Origin of the sequence: Micromonospora sp. NPDC048986, assembly GCF_040649335.1 — a bacterium.
Taxonomy (GTDB): domain Bacteria; phylum Actinomycetota; class Actinomycetes; order Mycobacteriales; family Micromonosporaceae; genus Micromonospora; species Micromonospora alfalfae.
In genome coordinates, this window is record NZ_JBEZFJ010000001.1 from 383,957 (window position 1) to 407,589 (window position 23,633).

The 23,633-nt window shown below is 71.2% G+C and carries 22 protein-coding genes and 1 tRNA gene; 6 read left to right on the forward strand and 17 right to left on the reverse strand.

Features of this window, described 5'->3' with window-relative positions; translation table 11 throughout:
* The first annotated feature begins 129 nt into the window (after window positions 1–129).
* On the forward strand, window positions 130–747 hold the full coding sequence (locus tag AB0B94_RS01760; RefSeq protein WP_357267266.1) for a pyridoxamine 5'-phosphate oxidase family protein: 618 nt from the start codon (window positions 130–132) through the stop codon (window positions 745–747).
* Here the strand turns inward: AB0B94_RS01760 and AB0B94_RS01765 are convergent.
* Window positions 738–1,361: a DUF4240 domain-containing protein gene (locus AB0B94_RS01765; protein ID WP_357267269.1), complete on the reverse strand. Its 624-nt coding sequence runs from the start codon at window positions 1,359–1,361 to the stop codon at window positions 738–740. The genes AB0B94_RS01760 and AB0B94_RS01765 overlap by 10 nt on opposite strands.
* Before the next feature lie 31 nt (window positions 1,362–1,392).
* Window positions 1,393–1,800, reverse strand: coding sequence for a VOC family protein (locus AB0B94_RS01770; RefSeq protein ID WP_357267272.1), 408 nt, complete (start codon window positions 1,798–1,800; stop codon window positions 1,393–1,395).
* 71 nt (window positions 1,801–1,871) lie between these two features.
* Between AB0B94_RS01770 and AB0B94_RS01775 the strand changes: the two genes are divergently transcribed.
* Window positions 1,872–2,534 (forward strand): class I SAM-dependent methyltransferase, encoded by a 663-nt coding sequence (locus tag AB0B94_RS01775; RefSeq protein WP_357267275.1) that lies wholly within the window; start codon window positions 1,872–1,874, stop codon window positions 2,532–2,534.
* A gap of 555 nt (window positions 2,535–3,089) precedes the next feature.
* A complete protein-coding gene (locus AB0B94_RS01780) occupies window positions 3,090–3,848 on the forward strand; it encodes an ATP-grasp domain-containing protein (protein WP_357267278.1) in 759 nt (252 codons plus the stop codon).
* Window positions 3,849–4,140: 292 nt separating this feature from the next.
* Here AB0B94_RS01780 and AB0B94_RS01785 read toward each other — a convergent pair.
* A tRNA-Thr gene (locus tag AB0B94_RS01785) sits at window positions 4,141–4,217 on the reverse strand.
* 114 nt (window positions 4,218–4,331) lie between these two features.
* On the opposite strand from AB0B94_RS01785, the gene AB0B94_RS01790 reads away from it, so the two are divergent.
* Complete coding sequence (locus AB0B94_RS01790; protein WP_357267281.1) at window positions 4,332–6,104, forward strand: metallophosphoesterase; 1,773 nt, start codon at window positions 4,332–4,334, stop codon at window positions 6,102–6,104.
* 138 nt (window positions 6,105–6,242) lie between these two features.
* Here AB0B94_RS01790 and ricT read toward each other — a convergent pair whose 3' ends face one another.
* The 6 genes from ricT to tmk all read right to left on the reverse strand — a co-directional run bounded on the left by ricT (window position 6,243) and on the right by tmk (window position 12,178).
* Window positions 6,243–7,079, reverse strand: coding sequence for a regulatory iron-sulfur-containing complex subunit RicT (gene ricT, locus AB0B94_RS01795; RefSeq protein ID WP_357267284.1), 837 nt, complete (start codon window positions 7,077–7,079; stop codon window positions 6,243–6,245).
* Between the two features lie 299 nt (window positions 7,080–7,378).
* Window positions 7,379–8,059: a hypothetical protein gene (locus tag AB0B94_RS01800; protein WP_357267287.1), complete on the reverse strand. Its 681-nt coding sequence runs from the start codon at window positions 8,057–8,059 to the stop codon at window positions 7,379–7,381.
* A complete protein-coding gene (locus AB0B94_RS01805; RefSeq protein ID WP_030334249.1) occupies window positions 8,059–8,364 on the reverse strand; it encodes a hypothetical protein in 306 nt (101 codons plus the stop codon). The genes AB0B94_RS01800 and AB0B94_RS01805 overlap by 1 nt, the downstream gene beginning before the upstream one ends.
* A gap of 1 nt (window position 8,365) precedes the next feature.
* Window positions 8,366–8,695 (reverse strand): YbaB/EbfC family nucleoid-associated protein, encoded by a 330-nt coding sequence (locus AB0B94_RS01810; protein ID WP_007454690.1) that lies wholly within the window; start codon window positions 8,693–8,695, stop codon window positions 8,366–8,368.
* 121 nt (window positions 8,696–8,816) lie between these two features.
* Window positions 8,817–10,079: a DNA polymerase III subunit delta' gene (locus AB0B94_RS01815; protein ID WP_357267290.1), complete on the reverse strand. Its 1,263-nt coding sequence runs from the start codon at window positions 10,077–10,079 to the stop codon at window positions 8,817–8,819.
* Window positions 10,079–12,178 carry a dTMP kinase gene (tmk, locus tag AB0B94_RS01820; RefSeq protein ID WP_112677647.1) on the reverse strand — a complete coding sequence of 700 codons (2,100 nt, stop codon included), beginning with the start codon at window positions 12,176–12,178 and terminating at the stop codon, window positions 10,079–10,081. Before tmk ends, AB0B94_RS01815 begins: the two co-directional genes overlap by 1 nt.
* 307 nt (window positions 12,179–12,485) lie before the next feature.
* Here tmk and AB0B94_RS01825 point away from each other — a divergent pair, with 307 nt between their 5' ends.
* Window positions 12,486–13,694 (forward strand): amino acid deaminase/aldolase, encoded by a 1,209-nt coding sequence (locus AB0B94_RS01825; RefSeq protein ID WP_357267293.1) that lies wholly within the window; start codon window positions 12,486–12,488, stop codon window positions 13,692–13,694.
* Window positions 13,695–13,744: 50 nt separating this feature from the next.
* On the opposite strand, the gene AB0B94_RS01830 is transcribed toward AB0B94_RS01825, so the two are convergent.
* Window positions 13,745–14,350: a TetR family transcriptional regulator gene (locus tag AB0B94_RS01830; protein ID WP_357267296.1), complete on the reverse strand. Its 606-nt coding sequence runs from the start codon at window positions 14,348–14,350 to the stop codon at window positions 13,745–13,747.
* 226 nt (window positions 14,351–14,576) lie between these two features.
* Here AB0B94_RS01830 and AB0B94_RS01835 point away from each other — a divergent pair, with 226 nt between their 5' ends.
* Window positions 14,577–15,893 (forward strand): D-arabinono-1,4-lactone oxidase, encoded by a 1,317-nt coding sequence (locus AB0B94_RS01835; RefSeq protein WP_357267299.1) that lies wholly within the window; start codon window positions 14,577–14,579, stop codon window positions 15,891–15,893.
* A gap of 37 nt (window positions 15,894–15,930) precedes the next feature.
* On the opposite strand, the gene AB0B94_RS01840 is transcribed toward AB0B94_RS01835, so the two are convergent.
* The 7 genes from AB0B94_RS01840 to AB0B94_RS01870 form a co-directional block, all read right to left on the reverse strand.
* A complete protein-coding gene (locus AB0B94_RS01840) occupies window positions 15,931–17,031 on the reverse strand; it encodes a GDSL-type esterase/lipase family protein (protein WP_357267302.1) in 1,101 nt (366 codons plus the stop codon).
* Window positions 17,032–17,047: 16 nt separating this feature from the next.
* Window positions 17,048–18,028 carry an NADPH:quinone reductase gene (locus AB0B94_RS01845; RefSeq protein ID WP_357267305.1) on the reverse strand — a complete coding sequence of 327 codons (981 nt, stop codon included), beginning with the start codon at window positions 18,026–18,028 and terminating at the stop codon, window positions 17,048–17,050.
* Complete coding sequence (locus tag AB0B94_RS01850; protein WP_357267308.1) at window positions 18,028–18,327, reverse strand: hypothetical protein; 300 nt, start codon at window positions 18,325–18,327, stop codon at window positions 18,028–18,030. Before AB0B94_RS01850 ends, AB0B94_RS01845 begins: the two co-directional genes overlap by 1 nt.
* Window positions 18,324–18,953 carry a TetR/AcrR family transcriptional regulator gene (locus tag AB0B94_RS01855; protein WP_357267311.1) on the reverse strand — a complete coding sequence of 210 codons (630 nt, stop codon included), beginning with the start codon at window positions 18,951–18,953 and terminating at the stop codon, window positions 18,324–18,326. The genes AB0B94_RS01850 and AB0B94_RS01855 overlap by 4 nt, the downstream gene beginning before the upstream one ends.
* Before the next feature lie 152 nt (window positions 18,954–19,105).
* Window positions 19,106–21,937: a type I DNA topoisomerase gene (gene topA / locus AB0B94_RS01860; RefSeq protein WP_357267314.1), complete on the reverse strand. Its 2,832-nt coding sequence runs from the start codon at window positions 21,935–21,937 to the stop codon at window positions 19,106–19,108.
* 424 nt (window positions 21,938–22,361) lie between these two features.
* Window positions 22,362–23,093 (reverse strand): hypothetical protein, encoded by a 732-nt coding sequence (locus AB0B94_RS01865; protein WP_357267317.1) that lies wholly within the window; start codon window positions 23,091–23,093, stop codon window positions 22,362–22,364.
* The gene (locus AB0B94_RS01870; RefSeq protein ID WP_238668805.1) at window positions 23,084–23,623 is read right to left on the reverse strand and encodes a hypothetical protein; all 540 of its coding nucleotides are present in this window, start codon (window positions 23,621–23,623) and stop codon (window positions 23,084–23,086) included. The genes AB0B94_RS01865 and AB0B94_RS01870 overlap by 10 nt, the downstream gene beginning before the upstream one ends.
* Window positions 23,624–23,633 lie beyond the last annotated feature (10 nt).

Genomic DNA, 23,633 nt, shown 5'->3' on the forward strand with positions numbered 1-23,633 from the left:
TCGTTGCGGCGGGCGCGTCGGGTCAGGCCGTACCCCCGGCGACCGGGCACAAACCTCTTGCTGGTCACGGCGGCCTAGGCTGACGATTGGTGGCGCCCGCCAACGGGTCAACGCCTGAGGAGGATCAACGTGACGGTGGAGATCACCTCGCACGAGGAGTTGCGCGAGCTGCTCGGCGTCCCGAGCGCGCGGGCAGCCAACAAGGAACGCACCCGCCTGCACGAGCGGGACCGCGATTGGCTGGGCGCCTCGCCGTTCTGCCTGATGGCCACGGCCGGCGCGGACGGCAGCTGCGACGTCTCGCCCAAGGGCGACCCGGCCGGGTTCGCCCTGGTGCTGGACGACACCACGATCGCCCTGCCCGAGCGGCCCGGCAACAAGCGGGCCGACGGCTACCGCAACATCCTCGACAACCCGCACATCGGGTTGCTCTTCCTGATCCCCGGGCGGACCGACACGCTACGGATCAACGGGCGGGCCCGCCTGGTCAGCGACGCTCCCTGGTTCGACGACATGGTCGTCAAGGGGCACCGGCCGGTGCTCGCCGTGGTGGTGGAGATCGAACAGATCTTCTACCACTGCGCGAAGGCGTTCCTACGGTCCGCGTTGTGGCGGCCGGAGACTTGGCAGCCCGAGGCGCTGCCGTCCCGGGCACGCCTGATCAAGGAGGTCGAGGCGTCGACGGAGAGCCTCGAAGATCTGGAACGGTACTACGGCCCGGAGTACGTCACGAAGATCTACGCCTGAGTTGCGCCGGCCGGCCGGGTCGGCTGCCCCTCGGCCGGGCCCGAGGGAGCCGGCTCGTCGCCACGCCAGCCCGACCAGCCGGCCGGGTTGCCGAACGACTCCCGGGAGATCCCGGAGCCGGTCTCCGGCCACGAACCGAACCTGTCGTTGTGCAGGTGCGCGAAGAGATAACACATGCCCTCGCAGTCGGCGTCGGGCAGCGCCATCGCGGGGTTGGCGCGGACCGCTTCGTAGTACGCCCGACCCAGGGCCACTATGAAACCTCGGGCGTAGAGGAAGCCGTCGTCCGACCCGTCGGTCACCTCGTGGATGTCCTCCCGATCGATGTCGTGCAGCTTGCGCTCCACCACCCGGTCGAGGTCGGTCAGCTCCTGCCCGCTCAGCTCGACGGTCAACTGCCCGAGACGATCCAGGAAGGCATCGAGCCAGGCGTCGACCGCGTAGGACGGACCGTCATCGTCGTCGTCATCGGCGGGGTCGCGCTCGACGAGGGCCTGGCGCAGGGCCAGAGGTTCTTCGCCCAGCTCCGCCCAGGCCGACTCGATGAGCGCCCACAGCCGGGCCTCGTCGGCGGGGGTGGGAAGCGTCTGAGGGGTATCGGTGGTCACTGTCACCGTCGGACCGTAACCACCGGCACCGACGCTTTCAGGACTTCGGGTCGGCGGACACCATCCACAGGTGACCGTCCGGGTCCGCGAAGACCCCCGCGTACCCCCAGGGTTGGTCCGCCGGCTCGGTGATGATCTCGGCGCCGACCGCGCGGGCCCGGTCGACGACCCTGTCCGCGTCGGTAGACGAAGCGACACCGAGGTTGAGCAGGCACTCGCTCTGGCCCTTCGGGGCGACCTCGTGTCGGCCGATCACCCACCCGAAGCCGCCGGCCGGGACGAGCATCAGCCGCAGCCCGTCGTTGACCACGAACTGCAACGGTTCCGGGATGCCGTCGTCGGCCAACTCGCCCACGGCGTCGAGGCCGAGGCCGTCGCGGTAGAAGCGGTAGGAGGTGGCGCGGTCGGCGATGGGCAGACTCACGATCACCGGTGCGGAAGTCATGGGTGGACGCCTCCAAAGTGTCGGCTCGGCATGGTCAGCCATCAGTGTGTCGCTCAACTAGCGTTGGCGTGGTGACCACAGACGACTGGCTGCCGGAGACCCGCACCTCCTACGACACTGTCGCGGTCAGCTACGCCCGCCTGGTACGCGACCTGTTGGCCCAGGCACCGCACGAACGAGCCGCGCTGACGTCGTTCGCCGATCTCGTACGGGCAGCCGGCGGCGGGCCGGTCGCGGACGTGGGCTGCGGGCCGGGTCGCATCACCGCCCACCTGCACACGCTCGGCGTCGACGCCTTCGGGATCGACCTCTCGCCCGGGATGATCGAGGTGGCCCGCCGTGATCACCCCGAGTTGAGGTTCGAGGTCGGCTCGATGACCGACCTCGATCTGCCCGACGGCTCGGTGACCGGCCTGGTCGCCTGGTACTCCCTCATCCACATCCCCGACGACCACATCGACGCCGTGTTCGCGCACTTCCGGCGGGTGGTCCGGCCCGGCGGGCCCCTGCTGCTCGGGTTTCACGTGGGCGACGAGACGACGCTCAAGACAGAGGGCTACGGCGGCCACCCGATGAACGTGCACGTCCATCGTCGACAGCCAGCCCAGGTGGCGGCCTGGCTGCGTCAGCACGGGTTCACCGTCGACTCGCAGACCACCGTCACCTCGGCGGAGAGCCGGCTCGGCGGAATCATCGTCGGCCGACGGGAAGGCGGTTCAGGCCTACCTGGATGAGCGAAGGCCCTGACCGGCACTCCTGCTGGTCAGGGCCTTACGCCTGGAGCCGCCTGACGGAATCGAACCGTCGACCTACGCATTACGAGTCGGTCCCCCGATGCTGGTCCACCGCCTGGTCCTCCTAAACGGCCCTGGGGCCGCTGAAGCCCTACAGCAGTACTTCACCGAAGATCAGGCCCAGGGTTGGGGGCAGGCGGGGTAACCGCCGCCGCAGCGGACTACCTCCGCCGTCACCATCAGGTCGCCACGCCACTTCCACTTCCGACCGACTCCGACCGGGACACCTTCACCGCTCTCATCGACATCACACGGCGGCTGCAAGCGGCCTGACCGGCCAGTCCTCGACTTCTCGCTTACAAGTTCTAGGCGCTTCGTCTGGCGGAGTCCGTCCGGATCCCCGACCTCGGACGACTGTCCGTGTTTGGCGGCCGGCGGCTGTCCTCGTCCCGGCCCGTCGCTGTCGCCGTTGCTGTCGAAAGCCACCCGTGTCCGTCACGGATCGCCTGATAACCGCTGTAACGGTGGCGGTGTGTTGGGGCAGGATCATCGATCGTGACACTTGTCCTGCCGCCGCGCCTGACAGCCTCGGCTCAGACCTTGCGCGACGCGGCTCACCGCCGCGGACTGGGCACCGTTCAGCTCCCCACGTTCGAGGTACCCGCTGGGTTGCGTGCTGATCACCTTCATGCGGGACCAAGCTTCGCCGACGTCGTCGCACCGCTGCTCGGGATCGCGCCTTTGGAGGCTGAACCTGGCTGGCTGACCAGGCTTCCCCGTGAATTTACCCGCCGGGAGATCATCCTGGTCCCAATCGGCGAGGCCTACGAACTCCGTCGGCCGGCGTTCATCAAGTCGCCCAACGACAAGAACATCCCGGCGATGATCTACACCGATGGCTCGCGCCTGCCCGGCTCGGATGCTGTCGACCGACGAGTTCCAGTGCTCGTCAGCGACATCGTCGACTTCACCGCCGAGCACCGGCTACACCTGCTCGACGGTGTGGTCTACGCAGGCAGCCAGTACGCCGCGCACGGCCGGTTGCACCTCGGCCCTCCGTCGACCGACGCGCTCGCCTTCGGCACTGACCTCCTCGCCGGATATGGGCACGCGCTGCCTTCCGCCATCGTCGTGGACGTAGGACTGGTCGACGGCTACTGGGCCGTGATCGAGGCAAATGCCGCGTGGGCAAGTGGTGCCTACGTAGCGGACCCGGACCTGGTCCTCGATGTCGTCCTCCGAGCGGCCGGCCCTACGGCTTCGGTCAGCGCCCGCGATCGACAGTTCATTCGACGGCCCAGCGGCCCGAACTAGCCCGTCAGGTCTCTTCGGTGTGAACGCGGGTGCGGCGCATCGTCTGCTGCCGTCGACTGTCATCCCGTACCGCTCAGCTCGGCCAACACCTCGCCTGCTGTCGCCACGTGTCGCCCCCGAGCGGCACGTTCGATGCATGTCGACTCCACGAAAGGGCAATGCCGCGTAGGCGCCCCGCACAATTGCGGGCCGACTCTCTCCACCGGAGACCCCTTGACGGCTCGGCCTAGCGAGGGCAAGCAAAAGGCCCAGGTCATGATCGGCGATCAAGCCGGTGACCTGGGCCTTTCTGTGGAGCCGCCTGACGGAATCGAACCGTCGACCTACGCATTACGAGTGCGTCGCTCTAGCCGACTGAGCTAAGGCGGCAACGATCAGCAAGTGTACGGCACCCCGGAGGCACCGACCGAACGGGATACCCCCGTCGCGCCTGCCCGCACCAACCGGACATCGGCCGCCATCTGGACGCTTACCGGACAGCGGATGATCGGGCCCGGGACTACGCTGCGGCGGGTGAGCGACGAACGCGACGATTCCCCCCGCCCGGAGCGTCCCGACCGCCCGCCGGCCGGTGAACGCGCCGCCCACCGGCCGCGCAGCACCGACCCGCTGGAGTTGGGCTTCACGCCCCGCAAGCCGGTGCCGTGGCTGGCACCGTTCCTGCTGATCAGCACCGGCATCCGGACGCTGCTGGCGGTGCTCTTCGGGGCGTACCTCGACAAGCGCGAGTTGCAGAACGCGTTCGGCGACGGCATCTTCCGCCAGGTCGGGCCGGACGGCGGGCTGTGGCTCGACTACGTGGCCGACCTTGGTGACGGCTTCAACGCCACCTACTCGGTGGCGTACCTGCTGGCGCAGCCCGAGCTGACCGTCGACGGGCACCGCCTGCCCCGGGCGCAGACCCTGGTCATGGGCGGCGACCAGGTGTACCCGTCGGCGGCCTACGCCGCGTACGAGGACCGGTGCAAGGGCCCCTACCAGGCCGCCCTGCCGGTGACGCCGGCCGAGAAGCCCACGCTCTTCGCGGTGCCGGGCAACCACGACTGGTACGACGGCCTCACCGCTTTCCTGCGGTTGTTCGTCCGCTCCCGGGACCGCAACTTCGCGGGTTGGGGCACCGGGCAGTCCCGGTCGTACTTCGCTGTGGAGTTGCCGGCCGGTTGGTGGTTGCTCGGCGTGGACGACCAGTCCGGCTCGTACCTCGACGACCCGCAGCTGGCCTACTTCGACGAGGTGGCCAAGCGACTCGGGCCGGAGTGCAAGGTGATCATCGCGGCGCCGGCGCCGACCTGGGTCAAGGCCGCCGACAACCCCACGGCGTACGACTCGATCGACTACTTCATCCGTACGATCATCGACCCGACCGGGGCGCGGGTGCGGCTGCTGCTCTCCGGCGACCTGCACCACTACGCCCGCTACTCAGGGCCGGACCGGCAGCTGATCACCTGCGGTGGGGGCGGCGCGTACCTCTATCCCACCCACAAGCTGCCCGAGCGCATCGAGGTGCCACCGCGGGACACGCCGACCCGCAAGGCCAGCTCCGCCCAGCCGTACGACCTGGTGGCCCGCTACCCGGACGCCGCGCGGTCGCGCCGCTACGGCTGGGGCATCTTCCCCCGGTTGCCGTTGCGCAATCCCGGCTTCACCACATTGCTCGGCACCCTGCACACCCTGCTGATGTTGGCCATGGCCGGTGCGACGGCGAACTGGGCCGACAGCACCAACCAGCGGCTGTTCAGCGTCCCGCTGGTGGTGATGGTGCTCGTGACGGTGATCGCGGCGGCCCTGTTCGCCAAGCCGCCGAGCGCGAGCGGCAAACGTCACGCGCGGCACTGGATCCTCGGCGTCGGCCACGGCGTCGCGCAGGTGGCCCTGGGGGCGGCCGGCACCTGGGTCTGGTTGGCGCTGCCGTTCTACGACTGGCCGTGGCCACTGCCGGCGGTCGCCGCGGCGGTGCTCTACGGCCCGGTGATCGGTCTGGTCGCCAGCCAGCTGGTGGCGGCGTACCTGCTGGTGGCGGGCTCCTTCGGAGTGAACGTCAACGAGCTCTTCGCCGGCCAGGGCATCGAAGACTCCAAGTCGTTCCTGCGACTACGCATCGACGCTGACGGCACGTTGACCATCTACCCGCTGGGGGTGGACCGGGTCTCCCGCGACTGGCAAGTGAACCCCGACCAGTCCCCCACCCAGAGCTGGCTGATCCCCAAGTCCCCCCTGACCCCCCACCTAACCGAACCCCCCACAGTCCTGCACTAACCCCCCACCCCCCACCCCACCCCACCCCTCCGTTGATCATGAAGTTATTGCGCCGACACGCCGCCTGTCATGGCAATAACTTCATGATCAACGCGGGACTGACGGACCCGGGGGGTCGGGGGGTCGGGGGCGGGGGGGTTAGGGGGTGTAGTGCTGGTCGTGGGCTTGGCGGGGGGCGCAGACGGAGGCTCGGGAGCAGGAGCAGCGGGAGCCGTCGGCGTCCAGGCGGACGGTCACCGCGTCGCGGGGGACGCTGTGGCCGACGACCCGGCCGTCACCCTCGGGCGTCGTCACTCGACTGCCGACCGCCGGGGCGGTCTCCTGAAAGCGCTGGTACAGCGGATGCTCGTACTTGAGGCAGCACATCAGCCGGCCGCACGCGCCGGAGATGCGCAGCGGGTTGAGCGGTAGGTCCTGGTCCTTCGCCATCCGGATGGTCACCGGCTCGAAGTCGGTGAGGAACGTGGCGCAGCACAGGTCCCGACCGCAGGAGCCGATGCCGCCCTGCACCCGCGCGGAGTCGCGGGCGGAGAGCTGGCGCAGCTCCACCCGACAGTGCAGGGTCGCGCCCAGGTCGCGGACCAGGGACCGGAAGTCCACCCGGTGCGGGGCGGTGAAGTAGACGGTGCTGCGCTCACCGCCCTCGGCGGAGCCGAGCACGTGGTCGACCGCCACCACCTTCATCGGCAGGCCGTGCGAACGGATCAGCCGCTTCGCGGCCACCTTGGCCTCGGCCTTGCGCTTTCGCAGCACCTCGTCCCGGCGCAGGTCGTCGTCGCCGGCCAGCCCGACCAGCCGGGGGAAGCCGTCGGTCTCCTCGGTCACCCACTGCGCGGCCCACACGCACTCCGCCACCTCGGGCCCGTCATCGGTGGGCACCAGCACCCGGTCGCCCACCTGCGGGCGCAACTCGCCCGGGTCGAGGTAGTAGAGCCGCCCGTACCGGTTGAAGCTGACCGCGCAGAGCATGCCCATCCCCCCACCCTACGACGGGTCACGGCACAAGGCGCACCGGCCGGCTACGCCCCGCTGCCATTCATGACCGTCGACTCGACCTATTGCCGGGCGTCCCGTAGTGCCGTTGCTGCTCGCCCGGACGGTTGAATCCGGGGCCGGGCAGGAGACAAGACGTGCCTCGGCGGCGTTGAGTGGAGGCAGACCTGCGGGGGGTGCAGGGGGAAGACCACGGCGTCGCCGTGGGCGCCGGCTTCAGGTCAGGCGCCCGCGAGCGACGCCGTGGCCTGTCCGAGGCAACGCTGCCACGGCCGGCCCGGTTACCAGCCGACCCGGGTGGGCTGGTCGTAGCGGGGACGCCCGTCCGTTGGCGGACGCCACGCGGTCTCGGCCAGGCTCGGCGCCCACTGACGCAGCAGCGTCTCCGCACCGTCGTACGCGACGCAGAGCACTGCCAGCACCCGTGCGGCGACCTCGGCGGCGTCGGCCACACCCGGCCCGACCGGCCCGGGGCGCGTCGACGCACCGGTGGCGGTGGCGGCGACCACGGCGACCGCTTCGGCAGAGCGGAGCACGTCGGCCAATGTGCGGGCCAGCGCGAGACGGCTGCCCTCCACCCAGTCGGCGAGGGCGTCGGCGTAACCGGCTGTGGAGTCGAGTCGCCCGACCAGGCTGTCCGGCCCCTCGTCGAGGTGGCGTAGCAGCGCCGCCCGCTGTTGCCCGTACGCCGTGGCGGCCGGACCTGACCAGAGCACCGAGTCGGTGAGCGCGGCGGAGACGTCGTCGTACCCCCGGACGAGCCGGCGCACCGCGTGGCCGGCGCTGGCGAGCGGCGCCGGGTGCAGGTCGAGGAAGCTGCGAACCGCGTCGCCCGGCAGCACCTGCATGCGGCGCAGCAGCGGCCAGACCCGGTGCCCCTCGGGGACACCGGCAGCGATCAGCCTGTCCACCCGGCGGAGCAGGTCGAGGCCGGGCTCGGCGAGCCGGTCCAGCGCGTCCATCACGGTTCCCCGGTGAGCCGGCGGCGGGCCGCCCTGTCGACCTCGGCGTAGCGGTCGGCGGCCTCCCGCACGGCCGCCGCGGCGGCGGCCAGTCGACCGGCGGCGGCGCGGGCCTCCCGAGCCCGGTCGTCGGTGGCGGTGGTCCACTGCCGGTGCAGCGCCCGACCGATCTCGCCCGGTCGGCCCGGTGCGTCGGCGCCGAACGCGGCCTGAGCCGGATCGCTGGCGGTGACGGTGTGCGAAACGAGGGTGAGCGTGGCGCTCGCCTCGTCGAGTCGGGCGGAGAGCGCGCGCAGCGTGTCCATCTCAGGCCCCCGCGAGCGGTCGGTAGGCGGCGAACGTCTCGTTGTGCAGCTTTTCCCGGGCCCATTCGGCGGCGTCGGCCGCTGCGGTGACCGCCGCCTGCACGGAACCGGCAACGTCGCGCGGGCTGCGGGTGTGCAGCGGCCCGAGGAACCGGACGTCGGTGATCCGTCCACCGGCGGTGACCACCACCTCGACCAGACCGTCCGGCGAGCGGACGGTCACCTCGACGGTCGACACCGCCTGGTCGAACTCGGCCTGGAGGGACTCGATCCGGCGGTAGCGTCGCACCGCCTCCTCGATCCAGGCTTCGTCGATCTCCCCCCGCGGCATCGGCCGACTCCTCCCGGGTGATCCATCACTCAGTGTGGTGCCACCGTCACCACGGCACAGGGACCGTACCGCACCGCAATCGGGCCTGTCGATGCCTGTGGACAACGGCCGGAGGTGCGGGTCAGCCCTTCCAGAGGGCGAGCATCATCGCCTCGACCGCGATCCGCGGCTTGACGTTCGCCTCGATCGCCGCACGGCAGGCGAGCACGGCCTCCAACCGGCGCAGCGACCCCTCGGCGTCCCACTTCTGCGCGCCGGCGCCGGCCAGCGTGGCAGTGTCGGTGTGCACCGGGGCGACGGGTGCGCGCAGCGCCATGGTGAGCGCGTCCCGGTAGAAGCCCGCGAGGTCGACCAGCGCCCGGTCCAGTGCGTCCCGCTGGGCCCGGGTGGCCCGGGACTTCTGCCGCTTCTCCAGCTCCTTGAGCTGCCCGGCAGCGCCTCGCATGGCGCCGGCCGCGCCCCGGCCGGTGCCGCCCGCGCCGAGCGCGGTCTCCAGTGCCGCCCGCTCGGTGGTGTCGGCCTCGGTGACCGACGCCTCGGCCTCCGCCTCGGCCGCCTCGATCAGCGCGGACGCCGCGTCGAACGCCGCGCCGACACCGGTCAACCGGCGGGGCACCGCGAGCACCGCCTCGCGTCGTTTGCGGGCCTCCGGGTCGCGGGCCAGCCGGCGGGCCCGACCCACGTGACCCTGCGCGGCCGCCGCCGCCCACTGCGCCACGTCGGCGGCGATGCCGTCCCGGCGAACCAGCACCTCGGCCACCGCCTCGGCCGGCGGCTGCCGCAGGGGTACGACCCGGCAGCGCGACCTGATGGTCACCGAGATGTCGTCCGGGTGGGTGGACGGGGCGCAGAGCAGGAAGACCGTCCGCGGCGGGGGTTCCTCGATCGCCTTGAGCAGCGCGTTGCCGGCGGCCTCGGTGAGCCGGTCGGCGTCCTCGATGACCACCACCTGCCAGCGCCCGCCGGACGGGGTGCTGGCCGCGCGGAGTACCAGCGCGCGCATCTCGCCGACGCCGATGGAGAGCCCTTCGGGCACCACCATCCGCACGTCGGCGTTGGTGCCGCCCATTGTGGTGTGGCAGCCGGGGCACTCACCGCAGCCGGTGCCGTGCACGCACTGGAGTGCGGCGGCGAACGCCCGTGCGGCGACCGAGCGGCCGGAGCCGGGTGGCCCTGTGAAGATCCACGCGTGCGTCATCCCGGCGGACGGGTCCAGCCCGCCGCTCACTGCGTCGTCGGCCGCGGACCCGTCACCGCTGGCCGGGCCGGCGGTGACCAACGCGGCAGCGCCAGCGCGCAGCACGGCGGCTGCCGCGGCGGCTGCGCGCCGCAGCTCGACCACCGCCTCGTCCTGACCGACCAGGTCGGCGAAGACGTCCGGCATCAGGTCTTGTGCTCCATCGTCACCAGCTCCGCGTCGGATAACTCAGGTTGCACCGAGGTGTCCGGGCCCTGCGCCGGCCGCGGGTGCACGATGCCGCCCGGCTTGCCGAGCATCTCCTCGACCCGGCGGACCACCAGCCCGGTGATCTCGTCGGCCGGCCGGGAGGCGTCGAGCACCAGGTAGCGCTTCGGGTCGGCGGCGGCCAGGTCGAGGAACGCGTACCGGACGCGCTCGTGGAAGGCGACCGACTCGGCCTCCAGCCGGTCGGTGCCGGTGTTGCGCGAGGCCACCCGGGACAGGCCGGTGCGCGGTTCGACGTCCAGCAGCACCACCAGGTCGGGCTTGAGCCCACCGGTGGCCCAGGAGGAGAGCCAGGAGACCTCGTCGACGGGCAGTGTGCGGCCGGCGCCCTGGTACGCCAGGGACGAGTCGACGTACCTGTCACTGATCACCACGCCGCCCCGCACCAGCGCGGGCCGGACGACGGTGGCCACGTGGTGCGCCCGGTCGGCGGCGTAGAGCAGCGCCTCGGCCCGGGGGGAGGGCGCGTCGTCGCCGGAGGTGTCCAGCACGAGTGACCGGATTCGCCGGCCGACGCCGGTGGCCCCCGGCTCGCGGGTGACCACCACCTCTCGGCCGTGCCCGCGCAGCCGTTCGGAGAGCGCGGTGAGCTGGGTGGACTTCCCCGCGCCCTCGCCGCCCTCGAAGACCACGAAGAGCCCGGCGGAGACGAACGGCTCGGCGGGCATCAGCGGACGGCCCCGGATGGAGCCCCACAGGTCGGCGAGGACCGGGACGCCCTTCTTGTCGTCCATCTGGCCGAACGCGCTGATCCCGGCGAAGATGCCGGCGGCACCGGCGGCGAGCAGCAGCAGTCGGGTGGAGGAGACGGAGATGCCGAGGTCGGCGATCTCCAGCTTGCGGGAGCCGCCGACACCGACCAACACGCTGCTCAGCCCGATGGCCAGGATCAGCACCAGCCGGGTGCCGATCTGCACCACAGCGAAGACCCGGCCGCGCACCTCGTCGGCCACCTCGCCGCCCAGCAGCGTGGTGCCGGCCAGGAAGGCCATCCCGGCACCGGCGCCGACCAGCACCGCGCCGACGATCGCCATGGACAGGTGGATCGCGAAGGCGAGGGTCATCACCGCGGCGCTGGCCAGCACGATGCTCATGCCGAACCAGCGGCGTCGGGACATCTCCTTGACGACCATCGGGCCGAGCCCGATGCCGAGCGCCAGACCGACGAAGATCGCGCCGAAGAGCAGTGAGAACGCCGCGTCGCCAGCGCCCAGCGAGTTGGCGAAGAACTTGGCGGTGCCGACCACGATGCCGCCGCCGGCGAACGCGCCGAAGATGCCCAGCACCAGGCCCCGGACCAGCGGGGTCTGGCCGATGTACTTCCAGCCCTCGGAGAACTGCCGGAACATGCTCTGCTCGGCACGCTCCGCCTCACCGCGCTGCGCCTCGCTGATCTCCTTGATCCCGAAGGCCACCACCAGTGCCGTGGCGAGCCGGGAGAAGGAGTTGAACCAGAGCGCGAGTTGGGCCGGCTCGGCCCAGGAGGGCAGGTCGCCGCCGACGGCACCACGGACGCCCCGGTCGAGCACGGCGAGGCCGATGGCGGCGGCGACGGGGGTGAGGCCGTAGGTGGTGATCAGGGTGAGCTGGTTGGCCGCTTCCAGCCGGGCCCGCGGGATCAGGTTCGGGACCGCGGCCTCCTTGGCCGGGATCCAGAGCAGGGTGAGCGACTCGATCAGGAAGGTGGCGATCAGCGCCCAGCCGACCACCAGGCCACCCGCGGCGCCGCTGAGGGCGTAGAGCGGAATGGAGGCGAAGAGCACGAAGCGCAGCAGGTCGCAGATGACCATCGTCCAGCGCCTGTCGAACCGGTCGGCGAAGACGCCGGCCACCGGGCCGAGCACCAGCGCGGGGAGCAACCGGATGGCGGTCACCCCGCCGAACGCGGCGCCCTGGGCGGTGCTGCCCTGCACCTGCGAGGCGGCGAAGAGGGCGGTGGCCAGCAGGCCGAGCCAGTCGCCGAAGGAGGCCGCGCCGAGCACGATCCAGAGCCGTCGGAACGGCCGGATGCGCAGCACGGACCGGATCGCGGCATAACCGGACGGATCAGCCTGGCCGCCGTTGGGCTGCGTGGCGGCGTTGCCCGACTGGTCACCCGAGCGCGACACGCCGGGCGACTCGCCGCTGTTCTGGCTTTCGATGGCCGTACCTCCACGTGCCGGCCCATCGCTGGGCACCTCCGGTGCAACACTCTAGACCCGGTGGGGGCCACCCCCCGGGCGACATTCTCCTGCTCGCTGAGCCTAGGCCGCCGGAGGTACCGGCCGCAGCCCGGACGTACGCGAGGGTATTTCGCATTCTCCGTCGGACAGTTAGCGTGCACACGTGGCCATCGAAAGCGACAAACTTCGCGAGCGCCTGGATCGGGCGACCGCCCACCTCGACCCCCCGTACGCGGTGGTCGACCTCACCGCCTTCGACGCCAATTCGGCCGCACTGGCCGATCGCGCCGCCGGAAAACCGGTCCGCCTCGCCAGCAAGTCGGTCCGCAGCCGAGAGTTGATCAGTCGAGCGCTCGCGCGGCCGGGCTGGCAGGGCGTGATGGCGTTCACAGTGCCCGAGGCGATCTGGCTGGTCCGCGCCGGCGTCAGCGACGACGTGCTGGTGGCGTACCCGAGCGCGGACCGGGCCGCCCTCGCCGAGCTGGGCGCCGACCCGACGCTCGCCGCCGCCATCACCCTGATGATCGACAGCACCGGCCAACTCGACCTCATCGACGCGATCGAAGCCCCGGGGCAGCGCGCCGAGCTACGGCTCTGCCTGGATCTGGACGCCTCCTGGCGACCGCTGCGCGGCCGGGTGCACGTCGGCGTCCGCCGCTCACCGGTGCACAGCGCGCGGGCAGCCGGCGCGCTCGCCGCAGCCGTCGCCGGTCGGCCCGGCTTCCGACTGGTCGGGCTCATGTCGTACGAGGCGCAGATCGCCGGCCTGGGCGATGCGCCGCCGGGCAGGACACTGCTGGCCGGCGCGATCAGGCTGGCCCAGCGTGGGTCGTACCGCGAGTTGCTGGCCCGCCGCGGCGCGGCGGTCGCCGCGGTACGCGAGCACGCCGACCTGGAGTTCGTCAACGGCGGCGGCACCGGCAGCGTGGCCGCGACCAGCGCCGATCCCGCGGTCACCGAGATCACCGCGGGATCGGGCCTGTACGGACCGACGCTGTTCGACGCGTACCGCGCCTGGCGTCCCACCCCTGCGGCGTTCTTCGCCTGCGCTGTGGTCCGCCGACCGACGCCGGAGCTGGCGACGGTGCTCGGCGGTGGCTGGATCGCCTCCGGCCCGGCCGCCGACAGTCGACTGCCCCGGCCGTGGCTGCCGGCAGGGCTGAAGCTGGTCGGCACCGAGGGCGCCGGCGAGGTGCAGACCCCGCTGTCCGGAGCGGCGGCGGCCGGGCTGAGCGTCGGCGACCGGGTGTGGTTCCGGCACGCCAAGGCAGGCGAGCTGTGTGAACGGGTCAACGAGCTGCACCTGATCGAGGGGGACGCGGTAGTGGCGACCGTGCCCACCTACCGGGGTGAGGGGCGGGCCTTCCTCTGAGACCGGACAGCCGCCCCCACCGCCGGCCGAGGCCCGCCCGTCGCGCCGACTCAGGCGGGTTGGGGCGCCTCGGCCTGCTTGCCCACTGTGGACCGGCCGTTGTCCGGGCCGTCGACCTGGCGGTGCAGGTACTCCCGGATCAGCGCCTTCGCCTCCAGCAGCACCCGCTCGTCGCCCTCGGACTTCCGGCGGAACGCGAGCTTGATCAGCGCGTCCGCCGCCTCGACCGCGATCTCCAGCACGAAGCGCAGCTTGGGCACGTCGGTGAGCCCGAAACGCTCGGTGAGCACCCGGGCCAACTGGTCGGCGATCACACCGTTGTTGTCCCGCTGCTCGTCGAGCAGGTGCAGGTCGACCACGTCGCCGAAGTGCAGGGTACGGAAGCCCGGGACGGTGCGGTGCATGGTGATGTACTCGTCGATGCCCGCGTCGACGCCGTCCCACCAGTGGGTCATCTCGTCGGAGGCGAACCTCTCGTCGAGGCGCTGGAGGTAGGACTCCATGGTCCGCAGGGTCAGCGCCTGCACGATCGCCCGCTTGTCCGGAAAGAACTGGTAGACCGACCCGATCGCGACCTCGGCCCGCTCGGCGAGCAGGGTGGTGGTCAGCCCCTCGTACCCCACCTCGTCGACGAGTTCGGCGCAGGCATCCAACATGCGCTGTACCCGCGCGACACTTCGACCTTGCACCGGTACGCGGCGCAGCGGCCCGGTCGTGGCGGCTGGTGTGGACACTCTGCGCCACCCCCCTTCGACGGATGAACATATCTCCACGTCACGAGTCCGTGACTACCGGTACAACGAGCGGATCGCAATTGCGGTATTTACCAGCTAGAACGTTCCTGATATGAAGTCAGTTCATATTCATGAATGAGGAGTGCGCATGGTCCGCACCGCACCGCTCGGGGCTGGATGGTCCAACTGGGCCGGGAACCAGCGTGGCAGCGCCAGCGCGATCCTGCGCCCCGGCTCGCCGACCGACGTCGTAGAAGCCGTCAGATCCGCCGCCGCCGACGGCGCTCGGATCCGGGTGACAGGCAGCGGCCACTCGTTCACCGCCGTCGCACTCGCCGACGACCGTCGGATGGACCTCTCCGAGCTGGACACCATGGTCAGCGTGGACGTCGCCCATCGACTGGTCACCGTGCCGGCGGGCATGACCCTGCACACGCTCAACGGCCTGCTCGCCCGGCACGGCCTCGCGCTGCCCAACCTCGGCGACATCGACGCGCAGACCGTCGCCGGGGCGATCTCCACCGGCACCCACGGCACCGGGGCCGGCTACGGGTGCCTCTCCACCTTCGTCGAGGCGATCACCCTGGTCACCGGCACCGGCGAGGTGCTGCGCTGCTCCGCCGACGAGCATCCCGACGTCCTCGCCGCCGCCCGGGTGTCACTCGGCGCGCTCGGCGTCCTGGTGGAGGTGACCCTGCGCTGCGTTGACGCCTTCGTCCTGCGCGCCCACGAACGACCGGCCGAACTGGCCGACGTGCTCGGCGAACTGCCCGAGCTGATCGGCCGGCACGACCACGTCGAGTTCTACTGGTTCCCGTACACGTCGCGGGTCCAGGTCAAGGCCAACGACCGGGCACCGGCCAACGACCGGCCGCTGTCGCGCTGGCGCGGCTGGATGGACGACGACTTCCTGTCCAACCGGGTCTTCGCCGGCGCCTGCCGACTCGGCCGGGCCGTGCCCGCGCTGGCACCGGGGATCAGCGCGGTCTCCGCCCGCGCCCTCACCGAACGCCAGTACACCGGCCGCTCCGACCGGGTCTTCTGCACCCCGCGCCGGGTCCGCTTCGTGGAGATGGAGTACGGCCTGCCCCGCGAGGCGTTGCCGGAGGCGCTCGCCGCGCTCCAGCGGATCGTGGACGGCCTGCCGTTCAAGGTGCTCTTCCCGGTGGAGGTGCGGTTCACCGCCGCCGACGACATCTGGCTGTCGCACGGCTACGGCCGGGACAACGCCTACATCGCCGTGCACCAGTACGTCGGTATGCCGTACGAGCCGTACTTCACTGCCTTCGAGCAGGTGGCCGCCGGGCTGGGCGGTCGCCCGCACTGGGGCAAACTGCACTACCGCGACGCCGCCTCGCTGGCCACCGCGTATCCCCGCTTCGCGGACTTCCAGGCCGTCCGCGACCGGCTCGACCCGCACCGCGTCTTCACCAACCCCCACCTGAACCACGTGCTCGGGGTCTGACGGCTCCCGTCGGCGCGCGCCATCGCGGCGACCAGCGCTACAGCGCCAGGTCGTCCAGGTTCACCGCGTCGGCCATCGCCTCCGCGCCCCTGTCGTTCAGGTGCATGCCGTCGCCGCTGTCCAGCGCCGGGTGGATGTGGTCGGGGGCGTGCGGGTCCGCGACAGCGCCCGCCACGTCGAAGACGGCGTCGAAGGCGTCAGTCGTACGGATCCAGTCGTTGACCTCGCGTCGGGTGGCGAGGCCCGCCGGTGTGCTGATCTCCGGGCCACCGCCCGCGAAGGGGCCGATGGTGGCCGCGACGATCCGCAGACCGGCGCCGTGGGCGCGGTCGGCCAGCTCGCGGAAGCCCTCAACGAGGGCGTCGGCGGTGACTGCCGGCTCGCCCAACATGGCCGGCAGACCGAGGTCGTTGATGCCGAAGTGGACCAGAACGTGGGTCAGTGCGGGGATGGAGAGAACGTCACTGTCGAAGCGCGCCAGCGCGTGTGCGCCGACGCCGTCGCGCAGCAGGCGGTTCCCGGCGATGCCCTGGTTGACCACCCACCCGCGCTTCAACCGCCGGTTGAGAAAGTCGACGGAGCGACGGTTCGCGCCGATAGTGGTGCCGACTCCCTCGAACCAGGAGTCGCCGAAGGCCACCGCGACGGCGGTGTCCGGGGCGCTGAGCACGTCCACACCCGCTATGAAGAACCGGGCCTCGACCTGCTCCCCTCTCGGCAGGACGGGCACTGTGACCCGGTTGCCACCGGCTATCCGCGCGACCTCCACAGGCTTGTGGGAGTAGGTGGCCAGATCGGTCCGCTCCGGGAAGTAGAGGCTCACGACCAGGTCGGCGCCGGCCTCGACGGGAATGCTGACCGGGTCGGTGGCGGCTTCTTCGCCCGCCGGCACGACGCCGTGCTCGGCACCGCCGAAGGTGAGCACCGCCTGCCGGTCGCCGACGGCGACAGTCGCGGCCCCGATGGTCAACGGAGTACGGCCGTAGCGGTTCGTCAGGCGTACGCGCAGAGCGTCACCGCCGCCGGCCAGGTGCAGCACCTGACGAACTGTCTGGTCGGCGAAGCGCCGGGGTTCGCCGAACTGGAGTTGCTCGTACGGGCTGATCACTGCGGTGCGGAAGCCGGCTGTCCAGATCATGGTCGCTTCGGGCCCTTCAGATGTCCAGGACGACCCGGCCGCTGGCCGAGCTGTGTTCGGCCAGCTCGTGCGCGTGCGCGATCTCCGCCAGCGGAAGGCGGGCGGCGATGGGGTAACGCAGATCGCCGGCGAGTAGCGCGGCTGTCAGCTCGCTCGCGGCGGCCTCGTTCGCTGCCTCCGGGAAGTCGTCGTTGCTGAGGAACCGGACGGTGATGTTCTTGAAGCCGAGCGGCCAGTACGGGATGGTCGGCTCGGCCTCGCCGGTCGCGTAGGTGGCGATCACTCCCCCGTTGCGGAGCACCTCCAGGTTGGTCGCCATGTTCGCGTCGAACGCCAACTCGGCGACCCGATCGATCGGCTCTGCGCCCGTGTAGTCGAGGATTCGGGTGGCCATGTCTCCATCAGCGGTGTCGAGCGCGTGGTGCGCACCCGCTGCCAGCGCGTGTTCGACCTGCTCCGGGCTGCGTACCGTGGCGATCACGATGGCACCGCCCCGACGGGCCACCGCCATCGCGGCCCGTCCGACCGCGCCGAGGGCTCCGGTGACGAGGATCCGCTGGCCGGTCACCGGCCCGTCGCCGAAGATCGCCCGGTGGGCGGTGATGCCCGGGATGCCCAGCCCGGCCGCCTGCTCGTACGGCACCCCGGCGGGCAGCGGCACGGCGTGCCGAGCGGGCACCACTGTGTATTCGGCGGCGGTCCCGAAGGGGCGGTACGACTGGGCGAGGTAGACCCAGACCCGTTCGCCGATCCGCGACGGATCAACACCCAGCCCGACCGCATCGATCACTCCTGCGCCGTCTCCGTGCGGGACGACCCGGGGGAACATCATCGTGGACCCCCACCAGCCCTGCCGTTTGCCCAGGTCGCCGACGTGAATTCCGGAGACCGAGACCCGAACCCTCACCTCGCCCTCGCCTGGCCACGGGTCGGGTAGCTCGCCGACCTCGAGCACCTCGCGTGCCGGGCCCTGCCTGTCGTACCACGCGGCGCGCATCACGCACCCACCACGTCGGTCGTCGTGCCCTCCTCGGCGCTGATCACCGAGTCGATCAGGGAGAAGAACGTCTGGATGCCGGGCCGGTTCGCGCCCCGACGGCGGGATTCGGCGTAGTCCTCGGACGAACCCCAGAAGACGATGTCCAGCCACTCGTCCGCGCTCAGCCGGATCAGCCGTGCGCCGAGGAAGCCGGCGCGATCGGCCTCGAAGTCGCGCAGCATCGCCGGCCGCGCGGCCAGCAGATCCTCCGCGCGCTCGGCGGGGACGCGGAACCGGGTGATCTCGACGGTGGTCATCGTGCCTCGATCCGTTCGGGTGTGGGTTCGGAGTCGCTGACGCCCAGCATCAGTCTGAGCTGGGTCAGCAGGACGTCGCGGAAGTTCGCTGATGCCGGCGTGGGATGGTGCTGAACCCGCGAGACGATCAGACCGGCCAGCGCGGCGAGCAGGAGATCCGTCACCGCCTCGGCGTCGTGGGCCGGCGTGAACGCCCCCCGGGCGGCGCCCTCCCGGACGGCGGCCAGGAAGGGTTCCCGGTAGCGCTGCTGCACAGTGGCGCTGTAGTCGCGGAGTTCGTCGTCGCGCATCGCGGAGCGCCAGAACTCGACCAGGACCTGCCTTGTGCTCTCCGAGTTGTGCAGGCTCCGGTCCACCAGCGCGACAAGCCGTCGCCACGGATCGGCCTCGGCGGCGGACACCGCTCGCAGGGCCTCCACCTCCCGGTCGGTGAAGACCTGCATGGCCTCGATGATCATGTCTTCGCGGGAGCCGAAGTAGGTCTGCAGGGTGCTGATCGCCACCCCGCCGGCCGCTGACACGTCGGTGAAGCGGGTGTTCTCGTAGCCGCGGGTCGCCAGCACGGCGGCCACGGCGTCGAGAACGGCCTCCCGCTTCTCCCCGCCCGCACGCCTCTTGCGGATCATTTCGACCTCGGCGGGCACAGCTCGCAGATCGGCATGACCATACGGTACGGCGGTACCGGCGAAGCGACGAGCGGCACCACCTCAGCGTGATCGGAAACACCCGGACCACGGCCACAGCCGCACGTCACGGATCCGAGCGGCCCGGACGAGAGTTACTCGGTGCTGGTAGCCGCCTTGCGCGGGGCGGCCTTCTTCGCCGGAGCCTTCTTCGCCGCCGTCGCCTTGGCAGTGGTGGTCTTCTTGGCGGCCGTGGACTTGCTGGCGGCGGCCGTCTTCTTCGTGGCAGTTGCCTTCTTCGCAGGCGCCTTCTTCGCCGCCGCCTTCTTCCGCGGCGCCGGACCCTTCGCCCGCTTCTCGGCCAACATCTCGGACGCTTCCTCGATGGTCAGCGCCTCCGGCGTCTGCCCGCGCCGCAGCGACGCGTTGAACTCGCCGTCGGTCACGTACGGGCCGAACCGGCCGTCCTTGATCACCATCGGCTTCTCGGTCGCCGGGTCCACGCCCATCTCGCGCAACGGCGGTGCCGCGGCTCGCCGTCCACGCGCCTTCGGGGCGGCCAGCAGAGCCAGCGCCTCGTCCAGCGTGACGGTGAACATCTTGTCCTCGGACTCCAGCGAACGGAACTCCTCGCCCTGCTTGACGTACGGGCCGTAGCGGCCGTTGTTGGCGAAGACCTCGACGCCGTCCGGCGCGACACCGATCAGCCGGGGAAGGCTGAGCAGCTTGAGCGCCTCCTCCAGGGTCAGCGAGTCCGGCGTCTGCGTCCGCAGCAGCGACGACTTGCGCTCACCGCTTGACACGTACGGGCCGAACCGGCCGGACTTGAGCACGATCGGCTCGCCGGTCGCCGGGTCGTCGCCGAGCTTGCGCTCGCCGCTGCCGCCCAGGAACAGCTCGTGCACCTTCTCCGGGGTCAGCTCGTCCGGGGCCAGGCCCTCGGGGATCGGCGCCCGGTCACCCTGGGAGCCACCCTCCTCGCCCTCGGCAGCCGGTGCCGGCTGCTCGCCACCGGGCAACTCCCGTTGCAGGTACGGCCCGTAGCGGCCGACCCGGACGACGACCTCGCGGCCGTCGTCGTCGGTGAAGAGCGGGATGGAGTTGACGCTGCGGGCGTCGATGTCGCTGAGGTTCTCGGTGACCAGCTTCTTGAGCCCACCGGAGCGGGCGATGTCCTGGTCACCGGCACCGTTGGAGCTGCCGAAGTAGAACGCCGTGAGGAAGTCGACAGCAGCGTGGTCACCACCGGCGATCTCGTCCAGCTCGTTCTCCATGGTGGCCGTGAAGTCGTAGTCGATGAGGCGGGGGTAGTGCCGCTCCATCAGCCCGATCACCGCGAAGGCCAGGAACGTGGGGATCATCGCCTGGCCGCGCTTGGTGACGTACCCCCGGTCCTGGATCGTCTGCATGATCGACGCGTAGGTGGACGGGCGGCCGATGCCCAGCTCTTCCAGGGCCTTGACCAGCGACGCTTCGGTGTAGCGCGACGGCGGCTGGGTGTGGTGACCCTGCGCGGCCAGCTCGTCGGCGGTCAGCGGCTGATCCTTGACCAGGGTGGGCAGCCGGCGCTCGGCGTCCTCGGCCTCGGCGTTCTCGTCGTCGCTGGACTCGACGTAGGCGCGCAGGAAGCCCGGGTCGGTGATGGTCTTGCCGGTCGCGCCGAAGTCGGCTTCCTCCTGCGAGGTGGAGACCGCCCGGATGCGCACCGACACGCTGGAGCCGACCGCGTCGGTCATCTGCGAGGCGATGGTGCGTCGCCAGATCAGCTCGTAGAGCTTGAACTCCTCGGCGGACAGCTCCTTGGCCACCTCACCCGGGGTGCGGAAGTTGTCCCCCGCCGGGCGGATCGCCTCGTGCGCCTCCTGCGCGTTCTTCACCTTGCCGGTGTAGCGGCGCGGCTCCGGCGGAACGCTGCGCTCGCCGTACAGCTCGACGATCTGTCGGCGGGCCGCCGAGATGGCGGTCTCCGACAGGTTGACCGAGTCGGTACGCATATAGGTGATGTAGCCGTTCTCGTACAGGCGCTGCGCGGTGCGCATCGTCTGCTGCGAGGACAGGCGCAGTTTGCGGGCCGCCTCCTGCTGGAGGGTCGAGGTGATGAACGGCGCGTACGGGCGGCGGCGGTAGGGCTTCTCCTCCACCCGGGTGACGGTGAACGGCCGTCCGTCGAGTCGGGCCGCGAGGCCCCGGGCGCCGCTCTCGTCGAGGTGGACCACCCCGGCGCCGGGCTTCACCTTGCCAGTGGTCGGCTCGAAGTCCTTACCGGTGGCGATCCGGTCGCCGTTCAACGCGATCAGCGTGGCGTTGAAGTTTCGCGGCCCGTCACCGGCGTTCGCCACGGCGAGGGTGGCCAGGATGTCCCAGTACTCGGCGGTGCGGAAGGCCATCCGCTGCCGCTCCCGCTCGACCACGATGCGGGTCGCCACGGACTGCACCCGGCCTGCCGAGAGCCGCGGCATGACCTTCTTCCACAGCACCGGGGAGACCTCGTAGCCGTACAGCCGGTCGAGGATCCGGCGCGCCTCCTGGGCGTCGACCAGATCGCGGTCGATCTCCCGGGGGTTGGCCACCGCAGCCTGGATCGCCGGCTTGGTGATCTCGTGGAAGACCATCCGCTTGACCGGGACCTTGGGCTTGAGCGTCTCGACCAGGTGCCAGGCGATCGCCTCGCCCTCGCGGTCCTCATCCGTCGCCAGGAAGATCTCGTCGACCTCCTTGGCCAGCTTCACCAGCTTGCTGATCTGCTGCTTACGGTCGGCGGAGACGACGTAGAGCGCCTGGAAGCCGTTGTCGACGTCCACCCCGAGCCGGGCCCAGGGTTCCTTCTTGTACTTGGCCGGCACGTCGGCGGCGTTGCGCGGCAGGTCGCGGACGTGACCGAAGCTGGCCTCCACGACGTACCCCGGGCCAAGGTAGCCCGAGATCGTCTTGGCCTTCGCCGGTGACTCGACGATGACCAGACGGGTGGTTCCAGCGTTGCTCGGCACGTCTCTCCCCGACCTCACTCCTGCTCGTGGTCTGCCGGCGCCCGGACAGCGACCGCTTTCGACCCCGCCGTCGCACCGGCGGTCCGGATGTCCAACGTAACGCGCCGCCCGCGTTTCGGGTTTCGCGGGCCGCAAACCGCTTCGACGCGGCGGTCGACGCCGCCCCACCGCGCTCAGCACTGCCGGACGGCGCCACCGTACACCGTGGGTAGGGCTCGAAGCGGGTCACTGTGACGATGGCGGACCCACCACCGAGACCCGACCCGCCCGTTTTCCGCCTGGATCTACCCGCCCGCTGTCCGGCACCGGACACCCGGCCGGCACCGCCCAACCGCGTCGATCATGGACTTGTGGTGGGCGTTTTAACCCCGGGAGAGCAATACCTCCCCCACCACAACTCCATGATCGGCGCGGGGGTGAGGGGTCAGGTTGGCCAGGTGTTGGTTGGGGCTGCGGGCGGCGGTGCGCCGACCAGCTCGGCCAGCCGGGAGAGTCGGCGGCGGCCGGTGATCCGGTACGCCGGGCCGCCCTCAGCCGGGCCGAGCAGCGTTCCAGCCAGCCCCGCCGAGGCGAGCGCCACACCGATCGACTCCCAACACTCCTGGTCGCCGGTGCCCAGCCGTAACAGGAAGCAGTCCGGAGGCTCCGCCGTCCCGGCGGCGGCGAGCCACAGCCGCAACCGTCGACCGGTCAGGTGGAACGCGTCCGGCGGGCGTTTCGTCGTACCGTGCAGCCAGGCGGCCGCGAGCGGCTTCAAAACCCGGGTGTACGAGGTACGAACGGCGTGTCGCGCGCCCTCGGTCGGCTCCCAGCTGGCCGCCAGCCCACGCGACGCCAGCTCGGCGACGAGCACGTGCACCCGCCAGGCGGCGTCCACCTGCACCGTGAGCCGGGCGGTGCCGCCCATCCGGACCACCTCACCCGGCCCGGCGAGCAACCCGGCCAGGTCGGCGACTGTCGGTTCGGCCGCGTCCGCGCCGAAGAAGACAAGTTGCCGGCCCGCGTCGTCGGGCTGGGGGGAGCCGTGCCGCGCCGGGCCGGCCTGCGGCGCGCCGCCGCGGCGTCGCCCGGGAGTGGGCGGGTCGGACTCGGGCGCGGGGAACAGCGCCGGGGGCGGCTGCGCCTTCCCGGTGTCACCGAGCCCGCTCAGCGACACTCCGGCACCTCGTCGAATGCCTGTTTCAACTCCTCGGAGTTGAGCTTGCTGGTGTCCAGCGCGCTGGCGTCGTACTCCTTGTTGAGGGTTTCCACGGCGGCCCGCACGCCGTCGTAGAAGACTGTCGGCTCGCCGGTGGCAAGGCCGTCGATGGTGTCCCGGGCGCGACCGTACGCGTCACGCATCTTTCCCAGGGAGCCACGGAATCCGGCGGAGATGGCCTCGCCGTTCTCCGCCTCCGGGATGCCCGCCTTCTCCACCTTGCGGCGCGCGGCCTCGCTGGCCTGCTCCGCCCCATCGAAGAGCCGCACCAGGTTCTCCTTGGCCTGCGCCGGCGTGGTCTGCGCGGTCATCTGCTCGTCAGTGCTGCTGGTCAGCTTGTTGATCTCGGAGCGCCACGGGGTGAGGGCGCCGCAGACCGAGGCCGCCCAGGCCCGCGGGCTGGGACCCCCGCCGCAGCCGGCCAGGACGACGATCGTGGCCAGGACCACCGTGAACTTTCCGGCGGCAGACGCCCGGCACGTACGCATGCGTTGCAGC